This is a genomic window from Nocardia seriolae NBRC 15557 (assembly GCF_007990715.1).
GTDB lineage: Bacteria > Actinomycetota > Actinomycetes > Mycobacteriales > Mycobacteriaceae > Nocardia > Nocardia seriolae.
Map to the genome: position 1 here is coordinate 1 of NZ_BJWY01000137.1, position 20043 is coordinate 20043.

Annotated in this window: 22 protein-coding genes and 1 pseudogene; 14 read left to right on the forward strand and 9 right to left on the reverse strand. The window is 68.8% G+C overall.

Annotated elements, in window-relative coordinates; all coding sequences use genetic code 11:
• Nucleotides 1–3: 3 nt before the first annotated feature.
• Complete coding sequence (locus NS2_RS30030) at nt 4–153, reverse strand: hypothetical protein (protein WP_228102692.1); 150 nt, start codon at nt 151–153, stop codon at nt 4–6.
• 217 nt (nt 154–370) lie between these two features.
• Here NS2_RS30030 and NS2_RS30035 point away from each other — a divergent pair, with 217 nt between their 5' ends.
• From NS2_RS30035 to NS2_RS30050, 4 genes are all read left to right on the forward strand, one after another.
• Nucleotides 371–583 (forward strand): hypothetical protein, encoded by a 213-nt coding sequence (locus NS2_RS30035; RefSeq protein WP_033090698.1) that lies wholly within the window; start codon nt 371–373, stop codon nt 581–583.
• A gap of 203 nt (nt 584–786) precedes the next feature.
• A complete protein-coding gene (locus NS2_RS30040; protein WP_145961843.1) occupies nt 787–1146 on the forward strand; it encodes a hypothetical protein in 360 nt (119 codons plus the stop codon).
• Nucleotides 1143–1823, forward strand: coding sequence for a hypothetical protein (locus tag NS2_RS30045; protein WP_033090697.1), 681 nt, complete (start codon nt 1143–1145; stop codon nt 1821–1823). Before NS2_RS30040 ends, NS2_RS30045 begins: the two co-directional genes overlap by 4 nt.
• A gap of 25 nt (nt 1824–1848) precedes the next feature.
• The gene (locus NS2_RS30050; protein ID WP_033090696.1) at nt 1849–2478 is read left to right on the forward strand and encodes a TMEM175 family protein; all 630 of its coding nucleotides are present in this window, start codon (nt 1849–1851) and stop codon (nt 2476–2478) included.
• A 262-nt stretch (nt 2479–2740) separates the two neighbouring features.
• On the opposite strand, the gene NS2_RS36415 is transcribed toward NS2_RS30050, so the two are convergent.
• A complete protein-coding gene (locus NS2_RS36415) occupies nt 2741–2905 on the reverse strand; it encodes a hypothetical protein (protein ID WP_155239301.1) in 165 nt (54 codons plus the stop codon).
• Here NS2_RS36415 and NS2_RS30055 point away from each other — a divergent pair.
• The 7 genes from NS2_RS30055 (at nt 2895) to NS2_RS37985 (ending at nt 8905) form a co-directional block, all read left to right on the forward strand.
• Nucleotides 2895–4754 (forward strand): sensor histidine kinase, encoded by a 1860-nt coding sequence (locus NS2_RS30055; protein WP_083414887.1) that lies wholly within the window; start codon nt 2895–2897, stop codon nt 4752–4754. The genes NS2_RS36415 and NS2_RS30055 overlap by 11 nt on opposite strands.
• A complete protein-coding gene (locus tag NS2_RS30060) occupies nt 4751–5164 on the forward strand; it encodes a roadblock/LC7 domain-containing protein (protein ID WP_033090695.1) in 414 nt (137 codons plus the stop codon). The genes NS2_RS30055 and NS2_RS30060 overlap by 4 nt, the downstream gene beginning before the upstream one ends.
• Nucleotides 5161–5514 (forward strand): DUF742 domain-containing protein, encoded by a 354-nt coding sequence (locus tag NS2_RS30065; protein ID WP_033090694.1) that lies wholly within the window; start codon nt 5161–5163, stop codon nt 5512–5514. Before NS2_RS30060 ends, NS2_RS30065 begins: the two co-directional genes overlap by 4 nt.
• A gap of 28 nt (nt 5515–5542) precedes the next feature.
• Complete coding sequence (locus NS2_RS30070; RefSeq protein WP_096490669.1) at nt 5543–6145, forward strand: GTP-binding protein; 603 nt, start codon at nt 5543–5545, stop codon at nt 6143–6145.
• The gene (locus NS2_RS30075) at nt 6142–7404 is read left to right on the forward strand and encodes a cytochrome P450 (protein WP_033090701.1); all 1263 of its coding nucleotides are present in this window, start codon (nt 6142–6144) and stop codon (nt 7402–7404) included. The genes NS2_RS30070 and NS2_RS30075 overlap by 4 nt, the downstream gene beginning before the upstream one ends.
• A gap of 35 nt (nt 7405–7439) precedes the next feature.
• Nucleotides 7440–8627, forward strand: coding sequence for a cytochrome P450 family protein (locus NS2_RS30080; RefSeq protein WP_081986288.1), 1188 nt, complete (start codon nt 7440–7442; stop codon nt 8625–8627).
• A gap of 155 nt (nt 8628–8782) precedes the next feature.
• Complete coding sequence (locus NS2_RS37985) at nt 8783–8905, forward strand: hypothetical protein (protein ID WP_261772324.1); 123 nt, start codon at nt 8783–8785, stop codon at nt 8903–8905.
• Nucleotides 8906–8908: 3 nt separating this feature from the next.
• Here NS2_RS37985 and NS2_RS30085 read toward each other — a convergent pair whose 3' ends face one another.
• From NS2_RS30085 to NS2_RS30110, 6 genes and pseudogenes are all read right to left on the reverse strand, one after another.
• Entirely contained in the window at nt 8909–9682 is a 774-nt protein-coding gene (locus NS2_RS30085) for an IclR family transcriptional regulator (protein ID WP_033090691.1), read from the reverse strand.
• Nucleotides 9683–9689: 7 nt separating this feature from the next.
• Entirely contained in the window at nt 9690–11219 is a 1530-nt protein-coding gene (locus NS2_RS30090) for a GMC family oxidoreductase (RefSeq protein WP_033090690.1), read from the reverse strand.
• Nucleotides 11216–12733 (reverse strand): APC family permease, encoded by a 1518-nt coding sequence (locus NS2_RS30095; protein WP_033090689.1) that lies wholly within the window; start codon nt 12731–12733, stop codon nt 11216–11218. The genes NS2_RS30090 and NS2_RS30095 overlap by 4 nt, the downstream gene beginning before the upstream one ends.
• Nucleotides 12734–12813: 80 nt before the next feature.
• A pseudogene (locus NS2_RS30100) lies at nt 12814–13839 on the reverse strand (aldehyde dehydrogenase family protein); the annotation flags it as partial.
• A gap of 165 nt (nt 13840–14004) precedes the next feature.
• On the reverse strand, nt 14005–14349 hold the full coding sequence (locus NS2_RS30105) for a hypothetical protein (RefSeq protein ID WP_081986284.1): 345 nt from the start codon (nt 14347–14349) through the stop codon (nt 14005–14007).
• On the reverse strand, nt 14321–14809 hold the full coding sequence (locus NS2_RS30110) for a ferritin-like domain-containing protein (RefSeq protein WP_071812032.1): 489 nt from the start codon (nt 14807–14809) through the stop codon (nt 14321–14323). The genes NS2_RS30105 and NS2_RS30110 overlap by 29 nt, the downstream gene beginning before the upstream one ends.
• Nucleotides 14810–15070: 261 nt before the next feature.
• Between NS2_RS30110 and NS2_RS30115 the strand changes: the two genes are divergently transcribed.
• Complete coding sequence (locus tag NS2_RS30115; protein WP_033090687.1) at nt 15071–15334, forward strand: GlsB/YeaQ/YmgE family stress response membrane protein; 264 nt, start codon at nt 15071–15073, stop codon at nt 15332–15334.
• Between the two features lie 224 nt (nt 15335–15558).
• Here the strand turns inward: NS2_RS30115 and NS2_RS30120 are convergent, their stop codons facing one another.
• Entirely contained in the window at nt 15559–17085 is a 1527-nt protein-coding gene (locus NS2_RS30120) for a PucR family transcriptional regulator (protein WP_033090686.1), read from the reverse strand.
• Nucleotides 17086–17211: 126 nt separating this feature from the next.
• Here NS2_RS30120 and gabT point away from each other — a divergent pair, with 126 nt between their 5' ends.
• Together gabT and NS2_RS30130 are read left to right on the forward strand one after the other, a co-directional pair.
• Entirely contained in the window at nt 17212–18549 is a 1338-nt protein-coding gene (gene gabT / locus NS2_RS30125; RefSeq protein WP_045439614.1) for a 4-aminobutyrate--2-oxoglutarate transaminase, read from the forward strand.
• A 34-nt stretch (nt 18550–18583) separates the two neighbouring features.
• A complete protein-coding gene (locus tag NS2_RS30130; RefSeq protein ID WP_147207371.1) occupies nt 18584–20038 on the forward strand; it encodes an NAD-dependent succinate-semialdehyde dehydrogenase in 1455 nt (484 codons plus the stop codon).
• Nucleotides 20039–20043: the final 5 nt, after the last annotated feature.

Sequence of the window (20043 nt, forward strand, 5' to 3'; positions counted from 1 at the left end):
GTACTAGCCGCTGCGCAGCGTGGTGTCGAGGAACACCACGTCCGCGGCCGCGACCCGGACCACCACTTCGCCGGACCCGGCCACCGGGTCCGGGACCTCGGTCACCCCCAGCACCTCGGGCCCGCCGAATTCCTTCGCCTGCACCACTCGCATGTCGTTGCCTCCCAGCCGATCTCGATCCGTGACGATCCATCGAGCATGGAACCTTGACAAAGGTTGAGGTCAAGCGCGGTAGTGAAGATTCCTCCGAGAGCGAACTCGATGTGATCCATTTTCGAGGCAAGCAGCCTTGACTTCGATTCACTCCGTGCCTACGTTGGAGGTCGCGACGAGACCCGCCGCCCATTCCGGGGACGACGAAAGGTGTCCGATGACCACCCTGCTGTCCGAGATCCGCGAGGCCACCCGTGCTCGCGAAGCCGCCAAGCAGGCCGCCCAGGCCGCGGACGCCGCGTGGCGGGACAAGATCAAGGACGCTACCGCCGCCGGTGAACGGGTCTTCCTCATCGCCAAGGCAGCCGGCGACATCACCACTTCCCGCGTGTACCAGATCCGGGACGGCGTCCGCACCGGAAGCCGCTGAGCATCCGCTGCCACCTCCCCTCCCTCCCCCGTCCCCGCCCTTAGTTCCGGCACGCTTTCGGCCGGAATCCACGGCGGAGAGCAAGATCCCGGCCGGACAACACGCCAGGATGACGGGCCGAGCGCTCGCCCGGATGCCGGGATCGATCTCTGAACTTGTGCGCCATGCCCCGAACCTGGGGCGGCCCGTGCGAGAATCACCGGGTGCATGATCAGCTGAAACAGCGGATCGAAGAGCTGACGGGCGGGGACAGCACTCGAGCCATGGCTGTGGTGACCGGGATTCCGCAGGCCACCCTGGCCCGGCATCTGGCGTTGCCGACACCGCCGGTGGAGACGCTGATCGAAATCGCCCGGGCCTACAGCGCGAATCCGGTGGAGGTGCAGGTGGCGGCCGGGATCATTACCGAGGCCGAAGCCCAGCGGGCCGGATCGGGCAGTGCCATCCGCCAGGCCACGACCCGGCAGCTGCTCACCGAGCTGCTGCGGCGTGACAAAGAGGCGGAGGAATCGGCGCGGCGCAAACCGTCTCGCGGGGAGGCCGGTGCGAGGCTGTTCAGGTGAGCAGCATCGTGCCCATCCTGGCCGCCCTGTCCGCGCTCGCCGCGGCGGCGGCCCGGCTGCCGCGCTGGAAGTCCCGCGAATCCCGGCCGTTCACCATCGGCATGGTGCTGCTGGCGGTCTACGCGCTGATCCGGACACCGGCGATCAATGGGTCCGCCAATGAGATGTCGCTGCCCAATGGGCATTTCGAGGGCTTTCCGGGGCTGATCGCGAACATGGCCCTGGCCGGGGCGGGGGCGTTGATCGGGGTCACGGTGGCGGACGCGTGGGGCCGGGCGCTGTTGCGGCGGGCGTTCTATCTGGGGCTGATCGCGGTGGAGGCCGCGATGCTGCTGACCTACAGTCCGCTGGAGCGCTCGTATCTGACCATCCAGACCCACAATTGGATTCTGGCGGTATCGGGCATCGCGGTGAACGCGGCGGTGATCGCCGCGTCGGCACTGAGTTATCGCACCGTGGCGCAGCGGTTCCGATTGCCGTTGTCGCTGTTCATGTTCGGTGGTCTGACCGGCATGACACTGGCGGTGATCCGGGTGGTGACGCTGTTGCACCCGGCGGGACCGCAGGTGAATGCCTGGTCGCCGATCGTCTCCATCCCGATCTTCGGATTCGCGCTGGGCTCGCTGGTCGCCAGCTTGCGCATGCGCAAGCAGGAAGTGGAAGACATCGACGCCTGACGGCGGACCTGACCATAATGCCGGAATGCAGCTCGACTCCCGGCTCACCGACACCACCCGCGTGGAAGCCTTCAGCGACGGTGTCATGGCCATCGCGATCACCCTGCTCGTCATCGAGATCCGGCTCCCGGAGACCGATCACGGCGATCTGTGGCGGGAACTGACCGGGCTGTGGCCCAGCTATCTCGCCTATGCCGGTTCGTTTCTCACCGTCGGGGTGATCTGGCTGTGTCATCACCGGTTCTTCGGCCGGATCCGGCGCATGGACGGACTGCTGCACTGCGGCAATCTGCTGTTGCTGCTGGCGGTGGCATTCCTGCCGTTCCCGACCGCGGTGCTGGCCCATCATCTCGAGGACGGCGGCTGGAATGCCAAGGTGGCCACCGCGTTCTACGGTGTGGTGGGTGCGGTGCAGGCGGCGGCCTGGTTCGTCATGTGGATCGCCGTGCGCCGCAATCCGGAATTGTTCGAGCCCGGTTACGATGCCGAGTACGCGCGGCGGGAAAGCCTTCAGGCGGTAGCGGGTTTCGTCATGTTCGACGTGATCGCGGCGATCGGCCTGCTGCTGCCCGCGGCGGCGCTGCTGCTGTATCTGGCGGCCGTGCTCGGCTACGGCTACACCAGCACTCGCAACCACGTTCTCACCCGCGCCTGAATCGGCTTCCCGGCCACCGGGACCCGGGTTTGCCAGCGGCTTCGCGCTCGGGTAGCGGACCCCGCCCGGTGGGCCTATGCTCGGTCCCGCAGATCCGAATCCGCTTGTCGGTCCGCGCATTTGGCACGGCTTTCGCACGCGGGCGCGGTCGGGGGCATCAGGGCGTTCGCCCTGGTGGACGAGGTGCGGAAGTGCGGAGCGTGTCGGAATCAGTGAATCCGCCGAGCGGCGAGCAACAATCCGTTCGGCACCAGCGCCCGCCCTATCCGTCGCCGGGCCACGACCCCGCGACAAGCGCGGTCCCCCAGTCGATCCCGCCGACTCCCACGGCGATATCGGCCAACCCCGGAGCGGTCCGGATGAATCCCGCAACGCTGTCGGCGAATCCCGCGGCCATGCCGACGAACATCGGGGCGATGCCGAACATCGGGGCGATCGCCGCTGACTCCAGGGCGAACCCCGGTAATGCCGGGGCGATCCCCGCCGACACCCGTCCGAGTTCGGCGGGCACGGTGGCGGCCGGAGCGAGCGCGCTGGCGGGCGGCGCGGTCGCGGTGGCGGCCGGGGTGTTCTTCGCCCCCAGCAATTTTCGAACGCCGCTGGCCATCGGCGGCGGCGTCGCGGCGGTATTGCTGACCGTGGCGGTCGCGCTGGCGGCTCACTATCGGCAGCGGGTGCGCTCGGCCCGGCAGGAGGCGCTGGCCGCGACGGTGCTGGCCGAGGCGCAGCTGGCCACCGCCATGTCCGCCACCCAGGCGCGAATCGTGCAGTCCGAGGCCAATATCCACGGCATCCGGGAGCAGCTGGTCGAGCAGGCCCGCGCGGCCAAGGAGAGCGAGACCCGGCGGGCGGCCGCCATGGCCGCGTTCGCCGGGGCGGCGGGGCGAATGCAGGCCATGAGCACCAGCATGCTGGCCGAACTCCGCGAGATGGAACACCGGCACGCCGACCCGAAGGTGCTGGCCGACCTGCTGGAACTCGACCACCGCACCGCGCAGGCGGGCCGCCTGGCCGACAGCATCGCAGTCCTCAGCGGCGCGCGCTCGGGCCGCCGCTGGGCCAAACCCATTGCCATGGAATCGATCCTGCGCGGCGCCATGGGCCGGGTCGCGGGCTACCAGCGGGTCCGGCTGCGCGCCGTCACCGAGATCGCCATCGCCGGCCACGCCGCCGAGGGCATCATGCACGCCCTGGCCGAACTCCTCGACAACGCCTGCAACTTCTCCCCGCCCACCACCGAGGTCCACGTCTACGCCGCCGAGGTCCCCGCGGGCGTCGTGATCCCCATCGAGGACAGCGGCCTGGTCATGAGCGAATCCGCCCTGCGCCGAGCCGAATCCGCCGTCTCCCGCCGAGACGCCGATTCCGACCTCTCCTCCCTCTCCGGCACCCGCCTCGGCCTGGCCGTCGTGGGCCACCTGGCCCGCAAGCACGACCTCACCGTCAGCTACCGCCCCTCCGCCATCGGCGGCACCGCCGTAGTCGTTGTGGTCCCCCGAGAACTCATCACCCGACTCGAACGCCCCTCCGGCACCCTGAGCCGCCTCTCCCCCGCCAACACCGGTTCCTCCCCGATAGTCCTGCCCGGACACTCCGAAACCACCTCGGACCGCCCAGAATTCGGCATGGACCAATCCGGAGGCGGCACGAATCGGCCCGACTTCGGCGCGAACCGGCCCGGAGCAGCTGCGGACGGACCCGGAACCGCGGCGAGCCCACTCGACACGGTGGCCCCCGGCTCCCGCCCCACCCCGGCCGTGGACCTGCCCGCGTCCGCGAGTCTCGACGAATCCCCGCGCACCGCACCGACTTCCGGCGGCCTGCCCAAGCGCCGCCGCAGCGTCACCCTCGCCGCGGTCCACCCCGAGGGCCTGTCCTCCCCCACCACCGCCCCACCCCGCCCGGCCTCTCCGCCGTCGTCCATGGCCGCCTTCCAACGCGCCGTCAGCGGCCGCGAGAACCCCGTCGCCGCAGCCCCTTCGACCAGCTCCGAGGACGCACCGACGCCTGCGCCGCTCACCGATCTCGGTGCGGCGCCGCTCGTCCCCGGCGATCTTCCCACGCCCGACGACGAGGGCACCGGATTGTTGCCGTCCTCGATTATCGACGCGTTGCGGCGTGATGATCGACGGCGTGAAAGGCTCGGTGGGGCAGTGCTTTCCGCAAGGCTGGAGGGGCTTTCGACGGAGCCGGAGGGGCATTCCGCGGAGGACGGGCGGGAGTATTCCACCGGCACGTTTTCCAATCCTGCTACCCCCTGGGAGACCGATCGATGACTGCGTCCGCGACACATTTGGGTTGGCTGCTCGAGCAGCTTTTGGCGCGTACGCCGCGGGCGCGGCATGCGTTGCTGTTGTCGGGGGACGGGTTGAAGATTTGTCATACGCCGGAATTGGGGGTGGACAGCGCGGATCAGCTCGCGGCCATCGCGGCGGGGATTCAGAGTCTGTCGCACGGGGCTTCGGTGGAGTTCGGGGACGCGCGCGGTGGGGTGCGGCAGTCGATGACCGAGTTCTACGGGGGGATTCTGTTCATCGTGGAGGCGGGGGTGGGGGCCCATATCGCGGTGGTGGCGGCGGAGGACGCCGACGCGGGGCTGGTCGGGCACAATATGCGCGAGCTGGTCGAGCAGCTCGGGGACCAGCTGGCCGCGGCGCCGCGAGTGCGGGGGGCGAGCGTGTCGTGACCAGGCCGGACGAGGACCCGGATCGGCTGTACACGCTGACCGGCGGACGCAGCCGACCGGATTCGGACGCGTTCGATCTGGTGACGCTGGTGGTCAGCGAATGCGATCCGGTGCGCGGCATGCAATCCGAGCACGCCGCCATCCTCGATATGTGCCGCGCGCCGACCGCGGTGGTGGAGATCGCGGCCGAGCTGCGCCTGCCGGTCGGCATCACCGTCATTCTGCTGTCGGACCTGCTGCACGCGGGCAAGATCACGGTACGTCACCCGGATCATGCTTCACGGCAATGGAATTGGGTGCCCGACAGCACCACCCTGGAAAAGGTGCTCGTTGGACTCCGCAAGCTCTGACCTCGGCCGCAGCGCTGACCTCGGCAATATGGACGCCCGGCCCGCGCGCGCCGACGCACCCCTGCACGCCGACGCCCGCCAGGGTCTGAAGATCGTCATCGTGGGCGGCTTCGGCGTCGGCAAGACCACCATGGTGCGCTCGATCTCCGAGATCCGCCCCCTGGACACCGAGGCCACCATGACCCAGGTCGGCCACGGCGTCGACGACCCGGCCGGAGTCCCCGGAAAGTCCACCACCACCGTGGCTTTCGACTTCGGCCGCATCACCATCGACAACGAGCACGTGCTCTACCTGTTCGGAGCGCCCGGGCAGGAACGCTTCTGGTTCCTGTGGGACCGCCTGTTCACCGGCGCGCTCGGGGCGATCGTGCTGGTGGACCAGCGCCGCATCGCCGATTCCTGGTACGCCATCGACCGCCTGGAACACCAGGGAACCCCGTTCATCGTGGCGTGCAACAACTTCGGGCCCGGATCGGCCATGTCCGAGGTGCGCGAGGCGCTGGACCTGGACCCGCACATCCCGCTGGTCGACTGTGACGCCCGGGTCCGCGACTCCTGCAAGAACGTGCTGATCAACCTGGTCGAATACCTCTATCACCCGGAGACCGCGCCGTGGAGTACTCCCGCATGACCTCGCCCGCGCAGGGTGCCTGCCCCGTGCCGCACAGCCCCGGTGTCGTACCGCTGAGCGGCCCCCGCTTCCACACCGACCCGAATTCCCTCTACCGCGAAATGCGCCGCGACCACGGGCCGGTCGCCGCGGTCGAGCTGCCGGGCGGCATTCCGGCCTGGCTGGTGCTCGGGTATCGGGAGATGCATCAGGTCACCAGCTCGCCCGAGCTGTTCCCCCGCGATGTCGGCCTGTGGAACCAGTGGCCCAATATCCCGCCGGACTGGCCGCTGCTGCCCATGGTCGGCTCGCCCATGCCGTCGATCTATTTCACGGCGGGTGCGGAGCATCGCCGCCATCTGGCCATGGTGGAACCGGCGCTGGAGGCGGTCGATCCCTTCGAATTGCGCCGGGTCTGTGAGACTTCGGCGGATCGGCTGATCGACTCCTTCTGCGGTCGCGGGTCCGCCGATCTGGTGGCCGAGTTCGCCGAGCCGCTGCCGGTGCTGGTGCTGGCGTGGCTGCTCGGCTTCCCCGACACCGAGGGCCCGGGCCTGGCCCGCGCGTTGAAGCTGCTGGCCGATGGCGGGGCCGACGCGCAGGCGGCCCACCTGCAGTTCATGCAGTACATGCAGCACCTGCTGGCCATGAAGAAGGCCGCGCCCGGCGATGATCTGGTCTCGCGCATGCTGGCCCATCCGGGTTCGTTCACCGATGAGGAATACGTCAACGACCTGATGGCGGTGACCGCCGCGGGCCACCTGCCGACGGCGGACTGGCTGATCAACTCGGTGCGCCTGATGCTCACCGACGATCGTTTCGCCGCCGCGCTGGGCGGTGGCCGCCGCAGCGTGGATCAGGCCATGAACGAGGTGCTGTGGGAGGACGCCCCCACCTCGATCCTGGCCGGGCGTTGGGCCGCACGCGATACCCGCCTGGCGGACAAGACGATTCGCGCGGGCGATCTGCTGCTGCTGGGCATCGCCGCCGCCAATGCCGATCCGCACGTGCGCCAGCCGGTCGGCAATGCCGCCACCTACACCGGCAACAGCGCCCATTTCGCCTTCAGCCACGGCGAGTACCGCTGCCCGTTCCAGGCGCAGCAGATCGCCGAGACCATCGCCCGCACCGGTATCGAGGTGCTGCTGGACCGGCTGCCCGATATCGATCTGGCAGTGCCCGCGCAGACCCTGGTGCGGCGGCCCTCGCCGTTCCTGCGCGGAATGACTTCCCTGCCTGTTGTTTTCACACCTGTTCGCGCTCTCGGAGGTTTCCAGTGAGTTCCGCATGCCCGCACGCCATCAGTATCGATCCGATGGTGGGTGATCTCGCGGGTGAGACCGCCCGCCTGCGCGCCGCCGGCGCCGTCACCCGGATCGAGCTGCTCGGCGTCCCCGCCTGGACCGTCACCGACCACACCGTCGCCCGCCAATTGCTCACCGACACAAGGCTCGTCAAGGACATCGACGCCTGGAAGCTGTGGACCGACGGCGTGGTGACCCGGCAGTGGCCGCTGATCGGCATGATCGACGCGGGCCGCTCCATGTTCACCGTGGACGGCCCCGAGCACCGCCGCCTGCGCATCAAGACCACCCAGGCGCTGACCCCGCGCCGCCTCGAGGAGCTGCGCCCCAATATCGAACGGCTCACCAAGGAACTGCTCGACGATCTGGACGAGGCGGGCGGCGACGGCGCGGCCGTGGATCTCAAGGCGGTGTTCGCCTATCCCCTGCCCATGCGGGTGATCTCCGAGCTCATGGGCGTGCCGCGCGCCGATCACCCGATGCTGCTGGACTGGTACAAGAAGTTCTTCTCCATGGTGACCCCGCAGGACGAGCGGCTGCAGATCATCGAGGACATGGACGTCTACTTCACCGAGATGGTCCGTCGCAAGACCGCCGAGCCCGGCGACGATCTCACCAGCGCGCTCATCCTGGCCGACGAGGGCGGCGAGCCGCTCACCGAGGAGGAGGTGGTCGGCAACCTCAAGGCCCTGGTGGCCGCCGGGCACGAGACCACGGTGAGCCTGATCCTGAATGCGGTGCGCGCCTTGCTGACTTGTCCCGAGCAGCTGGCCGCGGTGCGCGCCGAGGAGGTGGAGTGGAAGCAGGTCATCGAGGAGACCCTGCGCTGGGACGGCCCGGTCACCCACCTGCTCATGCGTTTCGCCACCGAGGACATCACCGTCGGCGACACGGTGATCGAGCAGGGTGAGGGCGTGGTCATGTCCTACCGTGCCATAGGCCGTGACACCGCCGTATTCGGTGACGACGCAGACGATTTCGATATCACCCGCCCGACCGCGAGCCGCAATATCTCCTTCGGTTACGGCCCGCACATCTGCCCGGGTGCGGCCCTGGCCCGCCTGGAGGTCGCCATCGCCCTGCCCGCTCTCTTCGACCGCTTCCCCGGCCTCCGGCTGGCCGCCCCGGTCGAGGAGATCGTCAACCTTCCGGTCATGACCCAGAACGACATCGCCGCCATGCCGATGCTGCTGGCCTGACCCGGAGCCACTCCGGCAACTCCCGGCAAACACCCCGCCCCGAATCACTCGAGCCGAAAATGCTACGTTTACAAACGGTCGTGATTCGGGTGCATGGGGAAAGGGTTGGCGTAGCAATGTCAGGGCAACACAGGCGGTATGGTTCGAGTCCTGTTGTGCGGCGGGCGGTGATGCTGGTGGTGGTGCCGTTGAGTCTGCTGCTGGCCGCGATGGTCGGGTTGGTGTTGGGGACGCTGCTGGGCGTGTATGCGCCGGGGTCGTTGCCGCTGCCCAACTAGGGATCAGGCGTGGTGGCCCAGCCGCCGGGAGATGGCGTCGGCGGCTGCGACCGCCTCGCGCGCGATCTCCGGGACGCATTGGACCCCAAGGCGATACGAGGGACCGGAAACGCTCAGCGCGGCGATGACGCGGCCGTCGCTGTCGCGAATGGGTGCCGCCACGGCATTGAGACCGATCTCCAGTTCCTCTTCGCAGCTGGCCCAGCCCTGGGCGTGCACCTGCGAGAGCTGCGCCTGGAGCACCGCTGGATCCGTAATCGTATTGGGCGCAAAGGATTCCAGGCGCTTCCGGAGCCGAGATCGCAATTCCGCCGCGGGCAGTTCCGCCAGCAGCACCTTGCCGCTGGAGGTGGCGTGGGCGGGGCAGCGCTGGCCCACCCAGGTGCGCAGCGCGATCCCGGCGGAGCCGACTGCCTCGGCGACATTGATGATGCGGTCGTTGTCGAGGATGGCGATATTGGTGGTTTCGCCGACCCGCGCGGCCAATTCATCGCACAGATCCTGACTCTGCCGGGGCAGATCCATGTGCGCACTGGTGGATCCGGCCCGCCGGACCACGGTGAAGCCGAGCCGGTACTTGCCTCGTTCGGACAGCTGCTGCACGTAGCCGCGCGCCTCGAGCACCGCCATCAGGCGTGACACCGTGGACTTGTGCACGCCGAGTTCGGCCGCGATCTCGGTGATCCCGGCCGAACCCAGCTTGGCCACGATTTCCAGGGCGGTCAGCGCGCGATCCACCGACTGGACCGCGGCACCGGATTCCGGTTGTTTCGCCATAACCCGCTCAGTTTATCGGTTTTGCCGCCCGTAGCAGGTCGGCGCACTTCTCACCCATCGCCATGACGGTGATATTGGGGTTCACCGCGGGCAGTTTCGGCATGGCCGAGGCGTCCACCACGCGCAGGCCGCGCACGCCCTTGACCCGCAGTTCCGGATCCAGCACCGCCATCGGGTCGTCGAGCGCGCCCATGCGGGCGGTCGCGGCCGGGTGGTAGACGGTGTTGTGGGTGCGGTGCATGTACTCGACGATCTCGTCATCGGTGACCGCGTCCGGCCCGGGAGCCAATTCCCTTGCCACCCATTCCCGCAGCACCGGCTGTTCGGCAATACGACGGGCGAGGCGGATGCCGTGCAGCATCACTCGCTCGTCGTGGCCGTCCGGGTCGCTGAAGTAGCGGGGATCCACGCGCGGCTTGTCCCGGAAGTCGCGCGAGCGCAGCCGCACCGTGCCGCGCGAATGCCCCTGTGTCACATTGGGCGTGAGGCAGAAGCCGTTCTCGGTGGTGGGATAGCCCCAGCGCACCGTGTTCATGTCGAACGGGACGCTGCCGTAGTGCATCATCAGATCCGGTTGGGACAGGCCGGGTTCGGTGGTGGCGAACAGGCCGATCTCCCACCATTGCGTGGAGCTGGTGACCATGGGTCGCGCGGATTCCCAGAACACCAGACCCTCGACGTGGTCGTCGAGGTTGGAGCCGACGCCCGGGGAATCGACCCGCACCGGAATTCCCATGTCCCGCAGGTGTTCCGCGGGTCCGATACCCGACAGCATGAGCAGCTTGGGCGTATCGATCGCACCCGTGCTGATGACGACCTCCCGCCGGGCCCGGACCGTGTCGAATCCGGTGAGATCGGGCCGCCGATATCGGGCGCCGACCGCGGAATCCGTTTCGTCGAAGACGATTTCACTCACCCAGCAGCCGGTTCGGACCTCCAGGTTCGGCCGCTGCCCCAGGATCGGATGCAGGTACGCGTGCGACGAGGACATGCGCACGTTGTCGGCGTCGGCATTGATCTGGAACCATCCGGCCCCGTTGGTGATCGTGGTGCCGCGATTGAACTGCACCGTCGGCAGCCCGGTCAGCGCCGCGGCCGCGAGCACCGCGTCACCGCACGGATCCTTGGGCGGGATGTCCCGGATCTCCACGGTCGCTTCGAGTTTGGGCAGATACGGCCGCAGCCCGTCCGGCCCCCAGCCCGTCGCGCCCATGGCCTCCCATTCCGCCAGCCCCTCAGCAGGCGGATGAAACGCGATGCACGAGTTGTGCGAGGAGCACCCGCCCAGCACCTTGGCCCGCGCGTGCCGCAGGAAGCTGTTGCCGCTGGCCTGCGGTTCCACCGGATAGTCCCAGTCGTAACCGGATTCGAGCAGCAGCATCCAGTCCTCGAGCCGCAGGATCCGCTCGTCCCCGACATCCGACGGCCCGGCCTCGAGCAGGCAGACCGTCACGTCCGGGTCCTCGCTGAGCCGCGCGGCCACCACGCACCCGGCCGAGCCGCCGCCGACGATCACATAGTCGAAGGTGCCGGTCATGATGCCGGTACCTCCGCCGGTACCGGTGCGGCGTGCGAGGCGAGAATGCCGATGACGCGAGTTCCCCTGAGCGTGTACCAGATCAGGCCCGCCAGGAAGATCGCGCCGATGTAGAGGAACGCGCCCCACGTGTTGTACCAGGGCCCGCCGTAGACGGCCGAGCGCGGCCAGGCCAGGTTGATCGCCATCCCGAGTCCCCAGACCACCGCGACGATGTTGACCGGCAGACCCCACCGGCCCATGGAGAAGTACCCGTCCCCCGCGAGGTCCTCGTGCCGCCAGCCGCCCTTGATCCGCTGCCACAGCATGGGCGCGGTGACCAGCAGGTAGGCCAGGTAGATCATGATGACCGCGATGGAGGTGAGCACCGTGAACACCTGCGGCTGACCGATATTGATCACCAGGATGAGCGCCGAGCACACCCCGATCACCACGGCCGGGATCACCGGTGTCTTGTGCTTGGCGTGCACCCGCGCCAGCTTCTCCCCGAACGGCAGTGCGTTGTCGCGGGCCATGGCGAAGGTGAGCCGGATGGCGGCGGTGTGCACGGCCAGCGCGCACACGGTCACCGCGATCACGATGCAGGCCAGGAACACCTTGCCCAGCCAGCCCCACATCACCTGCTGGACAATGTATTGCAGCCCGCCGTCGGCGGTGCCCAGCTTGGCGTCCTCGAGGTCGGGCGCGGACATGACCGCGAACACCAGGATCGCTCCGCCGATCACGAACGAGGCCAGCAGCGCGCGCAGGATGGCCTTGGGCGCGGTGCGGCGCGGCTCCACGGTCTCCGCGCCGAGCGAGCTGGCGGTGTCGAAGCCGTACATGACGTAGCCCGACGCCAGCGAGGCGACCAGGAACGCGCTCAGGTAGCCGCCGCTCTGCCCGGCCCCGTAACCGTGGCTGGAGAAGAACACGCCCGGTCCGCGGGTGACGTGCACGCCGAGGATGATGGCGATGAGCACGGCCGCAATGAGTTCGATGAACACGCCCGCGCTGTTGATCATGGCCATGAGCCGCACGCCGAACGCGTTGACCACGGTGGTGAACACGATCAGCACGGTGCCCAGCAGGACCGCGTTGGTGGCGAAGTCGTGGGCGCCGGTGCCGTCGCCGATGATCTGGAATCCGCTCCACAACTGCGGCAGATTCAGCTGATAGGCCAGCACCACCGCCGCCAGCGTCACGATCGAGGCGGTGAGCATGAGCCAGCCCGCCGACCAGCCCACGGCCCGGCTGCCGAGCTTCTTGGCCCAGTTGTAGACCGAGCCCGCGACCGGATATTTGGCCGACAGTTCCATGAAACACAGCGCGACGGCGAGCTGCCCGACGAACACCAGCGGCCACGACCACAGATAGCCGGGACCGGCGGTGCCGAAGCCGAAATAGAACATCTGGAAGGTGCCGGTGAGGATGGAGATATAGCTGACGCCGACGGCGAAACTCGAGAATTTGCCGATACTCCGGCTCAGGGATTCCTTGTAGCCGAATTCGGCCATGCCGTGGTCCGTGGTCATGGGTGGGTGCGCTGGTCGGAGCGGGGGGACGGGTAGTCGTCATGACGGCCCAACTTTCGAGAATTAACGCGGAACCATATTCAGTTGTGTGTGAACCAGCCGCCCACCGCGGGTGCGGTGTTGTGCCAGATGTGTTTGGTCTCCTGGTATTCCGCCAGGCCGCTGGGACCGAGCTCGCGCCCGATTCCGGAGCGGCCGAAGCCGCCCCATTCGGCTGCCGGGGTGTAGTAGCCGAAGTCGTTGAGCCACACGGTGCCGTGGCGCAGGGCGCGCGCGAAGCGTTCACCACGGGCGGGGTCGGCGGTGCGCACGCCCGCGGCCAGGCCGTAGGCGGTGTCATTGCCGAGGGTCAGGGCCTGGTCGTCGGTGCTGAAGCGTTCGACGGTCAGGATGGGGCCGAAGGTTTCCTCCTGGACGATGCGCATCTCGCGGTGGCAGTGGTCGAAGATGGTCGGCAGGTAGAAGCTTCCGGCACGCAGGGCGGGATCGCCGGGTCGTGCACCGCCCGTTACCAGCCGGGATCCGCTCGAAATACCCAGCGCCACATAGGCTTCCACCTTGGCACGGTGGGCCTCGGAGACCAGTGGTCCGGTCTCGCTGGCGGGATCCAGGCCGGGGCCGATGCGAATCCGGCTCGCGCGGGCGGCCAGTGCGGCCACGAAGTCGTCGGCGATGGACTCGTGGACGATCAATCGTGTTCCCGCCGAACAGACTTGGCCCGAGTGCAGGAAGGCTCCGGTCAGGACGGCGTCCACGGCGCTGTCGCATTCGGCGTCCGGGAACACGATGTGAGGGTTCTTGCCGCCGAGTTCCAGGGCGACGCGGGTGATGTGCTTCGCCGCATTGCCCGCGATGGTCGCGCCGGTCGCCGCGCCGCCGGTGAAGGAGATCAGATCCACGTCGGGGGTGTCGGTGAGCGCCGAACCGACCGTGGCACCGCTGCTCTGGATCAGGTTCACCACGCCCGGCGGCACTCCGGCCCGGTCGATGAGCCGCACCAGTGCGATGGTGGTCAGCGGCGTGACCTCGCTGGGTTTGGCCACCATGGTGCATCCGGCGGCCAGGGCGGGCGCGATCTTCCACGACATCTGCAACAGCGGATAGCTCCGCCCGGTCCGAACGGCTGTCAACCGGAACGGAGATATTCGTATTCCGTTTGTTTCCCAGGGATTTCGCTGTATGACGAGCACTTTTCGGCTACCATTCCGGGCGCCGCCGCAGCATGGAAAAGGCCCAGCGGCTCGCGCCACCGGGCCTCCCGCAATCTCGTGTCACGGCCGCATGCCGGACTCCGTCCACCGCCGGAAGACTTCCACCCGCTCGGCCGGCCACGCGCTGTCACACGGCATGGTGCCCGCCGCGAGCCGGTTCAGAATCTCGGCCGCATGCTTGGTGACGTCATCGAGGGACCACGGGTCGAACACGAAGCTCATCGACCGCTGATCCTCCTCGCGGAACAGGGGTTTGATGTGCGCGGCGAACCCCACCGCCGCATCCGGCCCGGGCAGCCCCGGCTCGGACGCCTCGGCCGGAGTCTCGGCCTGATAGGAGGGCGCCCCGAGCGGACCCCAATCCCAGTCCGGCGCTTCACCCTCCGCGGACGAGGCGAATTCCACGAAAGCAGCGAAGGTGGAACGGAATTCGGCATCGTCCGGCAACACGGACTCGGACGCCTCGGCCGTGTCCTGGCCCGATACGACGGCAGCGTCGGCGAGGGTTTGGAGTTGAGCGTCGGATTCTTTGACGTGGGGCGAACAGGTTGTGCACCAGCGACAGGTGCAGCATCTCCTGGGTTGCCACGTGCGACACCAGCTTCCGCCAGCGCGTCACCTTCTCCAGCTCGTCGGCGCTCAGCCCTTCCGCGGCCGAGGTTTTCAGCGAGAACGCCGCGAACAGGTACTGGCACATGATGCCGTGCTCGAGTTCGGCGGCCTGGCAGAGCATGTAGATGAGCGCCTCGCGGTGTTCGATCACGAACGGCGCCTCCGGCGCGGCCAGCCCGCCACGGGCGGCGATGGTCCGGGCCAGCGCGCCCTGACCGGTGAGATTGGGGACTTCCGGCACATTCTCACTCATGCGCGTAGGCCTTTCGGAATCCGGCGAGACCGGACGACCGGTGCGGCCGCGCTGCCGCGGAGAATGGGCCCCGCCGGCGTGGGTGTCGTCCGAAATCCATCATGGTCCGGAAATCCGCGGGCCGACGAGAGTTTCGCCGCCGGTGAAAGCGGTACACCCATCACTGGTGCAGGGCCACGCTGATGTATTGCGACACGCTCATCCGTACCGGTTGCCCTGCTACCTTCGTCACTGCGGTATCTCTAAGGCAAGGAGCACGCCATGGGCATCATCACGATGATCATCATCGGCCTCATCGCGGGCGCGATCGCCCGCCTCCTGGTCCCCGGCAAGGAGAACTTCGGCATCATCTGGACCGCCGTCCTGGGCATTGTCGGCGGCTACGTCGGCGGCACCCTCGGCAGCCTGGTGTTCGCGCCCCATCACTTCGAACTCCAGCCCCCGGTCAAGCACGCCTTCATCGGGGCCATCATCGGCGCGATCATCGTGCTGCTGGTCTACAAGTGGATCAGAGCCCGCGTCTGACATCCCGTGCCTCGAAGGGCGGGGCCGCTGACCTGCGGCCCCGCCCTCGGCGTGTCGACGGTGTTGCGCGCGATGAGGGGTCCGCACAATCCCGCCGCCACACACAGACGCCGGTCCCGCGGCGCCCTCCGCCGCAGGTGGTCGCTGCGACTGAGCTCTTCTACGTATCTACTAAGTAGATACGTAGAACCTACTCGATCATCGTCCGATCACACAAGGGGCGGTCATCGGCGTGTCGAACCGCGCCGACCGGCCTCGGCATGGAGGGCGAGCAGGAGTTCGGCGCGGACACGGGCATTGTCGAGGTCGCGGTCGAGGATTTCGGCGGTGGCGGCGATGCGTTTGCGGAGGGTGTGGCGGTGGATGGCGAGGGTGACCGCGGCGGATTCCCACTGGCCGTTGGCTTCCAGGAACGCGCGCAGGCTGGGGAGCAGGGCGGTGTCGTGGCGGCGGTCGTGGTCGAGGAGCGGGGCCAGGACGGTGTGGGCCATGGCGTCGAGGACCTGGCGGGCGGGTTCGAAGGAAAGCAACGGCAGCGTGGCGAAATCGGCGGGTGGGCCACCCTTTTCGGCCGCGGAGGCGGCCCAGCGGGCGGCATCGACGGCGGCTGCCAGGTCGCGGACCGGGTGCGGGCCGCTCACCCCCATTCGGATGAGTTTGCGTGTGCCGCCGAAGGTTTCGGATCGAAGCGAGTCGATGACCGGAGAGTCGGCCGCGATGACGATCAGCAGCTGATTCGAATCCCGGTGCAGGAACAGTGGATGTCCGGCCGCGAGCACCTCCGCGGCGAGGGCCTTGTTCACAGCCCCGGCCGAATCCGTGGAATCACATTCGGCGACAAGGACTTTGATTCGCCCGTCGGCATCGGCCGCCCGATCGAGTTGCGCCCACGCCGCGGACGGATCGACTTCCGCTCCGAGCAGCAGGCTCAGGGCCTGGGCGTCGAGTTGATGCTGTACCCGGTGCAGCCGGTCCGGCTTTTCGAAATCCAGGGCCAGCAGGGAATTCGCGTGGCCGAGCAGGACCTGGTCGACGTGACCGAGCGGGGCGTCGCCGACGACCACGAGATCACCGTCGTGACGGCGGCCGATGCCGATGCGCTGATGGGTGATGGACGCACCCGAATTGTCGGTCAGCACTCCGGCCCCGGCGGCTCCGGCCGCGAGCGCCGCCCGGACGCGCGTGAGTGTTTCCGGCGCGAGTTGTGCCGGGTGGCAGTCGATTACGCGGCCGACCGGATCCAGGACCAGCACCGTCGCGCCGAGCGAGCTCGCCAGCTCACGGACTATGGCGCTGCTTCCGGATCGGATCAGGGCGCGGGTCATGCGCGGCTGGGCGCGACCGGCGCGCAGCACCGCGTCGTATTGCAGTTCGGCGATGCGGGCCGAGACCTGCTTGACGATGGCGGCGAAGGCGGTGTCGAGGGGCACCTCGAACAGCGGCAGGCCGAGCTCGTCGGCGGCGGTGACGAGTTCCGGCAGCATCGCGTCGTGGGTCAGGCCGATGCCGAAGCCGAGGCCCGCGACCCCGCAGCGCCACAATCCGCGCATGTATTCGGCGCGGCCCGCGGCGTCGGACGGCAGCCGCATGCCGGTGGTGAGCACGAGTTCGCCGCCGGACAGCCAGCGGAACGGGCTCTCCAGTTCGGTGGTGACGACCAGATCGATCTCGCGCCGCAGACCCGCGGACCCGCCGCGCAGCCGCAGACCTAGCTCGGGCCGGGCTACTACCCAGCCAATGGAAACGGGCATCGGCCGAAGTGTACAGAGTGTCGATTCGCACCCGGTGTGTTGTCCAATTCGGCACGGGTGGTCGCGGATTTCATGGACCAGACTGGTGACCGGTGCCACCCAACCCACGACCGGGAGACCTTCACCATGACCTCGATCGGCCATCGCCTGCCACAACGGCGCAACCTCGTCACCGACCTGCCGGGTCCGCGATCCCAGGCGTTGACCGCGCGCCGGAAAGCGGCCGTGGCGGCGGGGGTGGGTTCGTCGGTGCCCGTGTACGCGGCCGACGCCGACGACGGAGTCATCGTGGACGTGGACGGCAACTCGCTGATCGATCTGGGCTCCGGTATCGCGGTGACCTCGGTCGGGGCCTCGCACCCGGCGGTCGCGGCGGCCGTGGCCGAGCAGGCCGCGCGGTTCACCCACACCTGCTTCATGGTCACCCCGTACGAGGGCTACGTGCGGGTGGCCGAGGAACTGGCCACGCTCACGCCCGGCGATTTCGACAAGCGGACCGTGCTGTTCAATTCGGGTGCGGAGGCGGTGGAGAACGCGGTGAAGGTGGCGCGGCTGGCCACCGGCCGGACCGCGGTGGTCGCCTTCGATCACGCGTACCACGGCCGCACCAATCTGACCATGGCGCTGACCGCGAAATCCATGCCGTACAAGGCGCATTTCGGGCCGTTCGCCCCGGAGATCTACCGGTTGCCCATGTCCTACCCCTACCGCGACGGCCTGAGCGGGGAAGAAGCCGCGCGGCGGGCGATTTCGCAACTCGAGGTGCAGATCGGGGCCGATTCGCTGGCCGCGATCATTGTCGAACCCATTCAGGGCGAGGGCGGATTCATCGTGCCCGCGCCGGGATTCCTCGCCGCACTGGCGGATTGGGCGCGCGAGCACGGGGTCGTGTTCATCGCCGACGAGGTGCAGACCGGATTCGCCCGCACCGGAGCCTGGTTCGCGAGCGAGCACGAGGGCATCACGCCCGACATCGTCACCATGGCCAAGGGCATCGCGGGCGGCATGCCGCTCTCGGCGATCACCGGGCGCGCCGAACTGCTGGACCGGGTGCACGCGGGCGGGCTGGGCGGCACCTACGGCGGCAATCCGGTGGCGTGCGCGGCGGCGTTGGCCGGTATCGAGGTGATGCGGGAGCTCGATCTGCCCGCGCGGGCGCGCGCCATCGAGGCGGCCGCCCTGCCGCGGTTGCGCGAATTGGCCGCTGCCACCGGCGTTATCGGCGATGTCCGCGGACGGGGAGCCATGCTGGCCGTCGAACTCGTCCGGCCGGGCACCGACATCCCCGATCCGGTGCTGACCAAAGCCGTTGCCGCCGCCGCACTCTCGCGCGGCGTGGTGCTGCTGACCTGCGGCACCTACGGAAACGTCATCCGGCTGCTGCCCCCGCTGGTGATCGGCGAGGAGCTGCTCGCCGACGGCATCGGAGTGCTGGCCGACGTGGTCCGCGATCTCGCCCGCTGAGTTCGAAACAGCAAGAGACAGAGGAGAACCCGAAATGCGCGATGTGGCCGAGCTGCTGGCGGCCGTGCCGACCGGACTGTGGATCGGCGGTGCGCAGGTCCCCGCGAGCGACGGCGGCACCTTCCCCGTGCACGATCCGGCGACCGGCGAGGTACTGGTCGAGGTGTCCGACGCCACCGCCGCCGACGGGGCGCGCGCACTGGACGCCGCGGTCGCCGCGCAGGCGTCCTGGGCGGCCACCCCGGCCCGGGAGCGCTCCGAGATCCTGCGCCGCGCTTGGGAGCTCGTCATGGCGCGCCGCGACGACTTCGCGCTGCTGATGACCCTGGAGATGGGCAAGCCGCTGGCCGAGGCGCAGGGCGAAGTGGTCTACGGCGGCGAATTCCTGCGCTGGTTCGGCGAGGAGGCGGTGCGGATCAACGGCCGCTACACGCCGTCGCCGTCGGGCAACGGGCGCATTCTGGTGACCAAACAGCCGGTCGGCCCGACACTGGCCATCACCCCGTGGAACTTCCCGCTGGCCATGGGAACCCGAAAGATCGCACCCGCCTTCGCCGCCGGGTGCACGATGGTGGTCAAACCGGCCGCCGAGACGCCGTTGACCATGCTGCTGCTGGGTGCGGTGTTCGCCGAGGCCGGGCTGCCCGCGGGCGTGCTGTCCATCCTGCCGACCTCGAAGGCGGCGCGGCTCACCGATCCGCTGTTCGCCGACGACCGGCTGCGCAAGGTGACCTTCACCGGGTCCACCCCGGTCGGCAAGGTGCTGCTCGCGCAGTCGGCCGCGCGGGTGCTGCGCACCTCCATGGAACTCGGCGGCAATGCGCCGTTCGTGGTGTTCGCCGACGCCGACCTGGACGCGGCGGTGGGCGGCGCCATGGTCGCGAAGATGCGCAATATCGGCGAGGCGTGCACGGCCGCCAATCGATTCCACGTCGACACTGCGGTGCTGGCGGAGTTCACCGCGCGGCTGACCGAGCGCATGCGCGGACTGAAGATCGGGCCGGGCCACCTCGACGGAATCCAGGTCGGGCCGTTGATCAGTGCGAAGCAACGCGATTCGGTGGCCGAGCTGGTCGCCGACGCGGTCGCCAAGGGCGCGCGCGTCGCGACCGGCGGCGCCGCGGTGCCGGGCCCGGGCTGGTTCTACGAACCGACCGTGCTGACCGAGGTCCCCGCCGACGCCCGCATCCTGCGCGAGGAGGTGTTCGGCCCGGTCGCCGCCATCACCGGTTTCGACGGCGAGGCCGCCGGCATCGCCGCCGCCAATGACACCGAATTCGGTTTGGCCGCCTACATCTACACCCGCGACCTGGACCGCGCGCTCCGCGTCTCCGAGGCCCTCGAATCCGGCATGGTCGGGGTGAACCGCGGCATCATATCCGACGTGGCCGCGCCCTTCGGCGGGGTGAAGCAGTCCGGGCTGGGGCGCGAGGCCGGCACCGAGGGCATCGAGGAATACCTGGAGACCAAATACATCGCGCTGCCCTAGTGTCG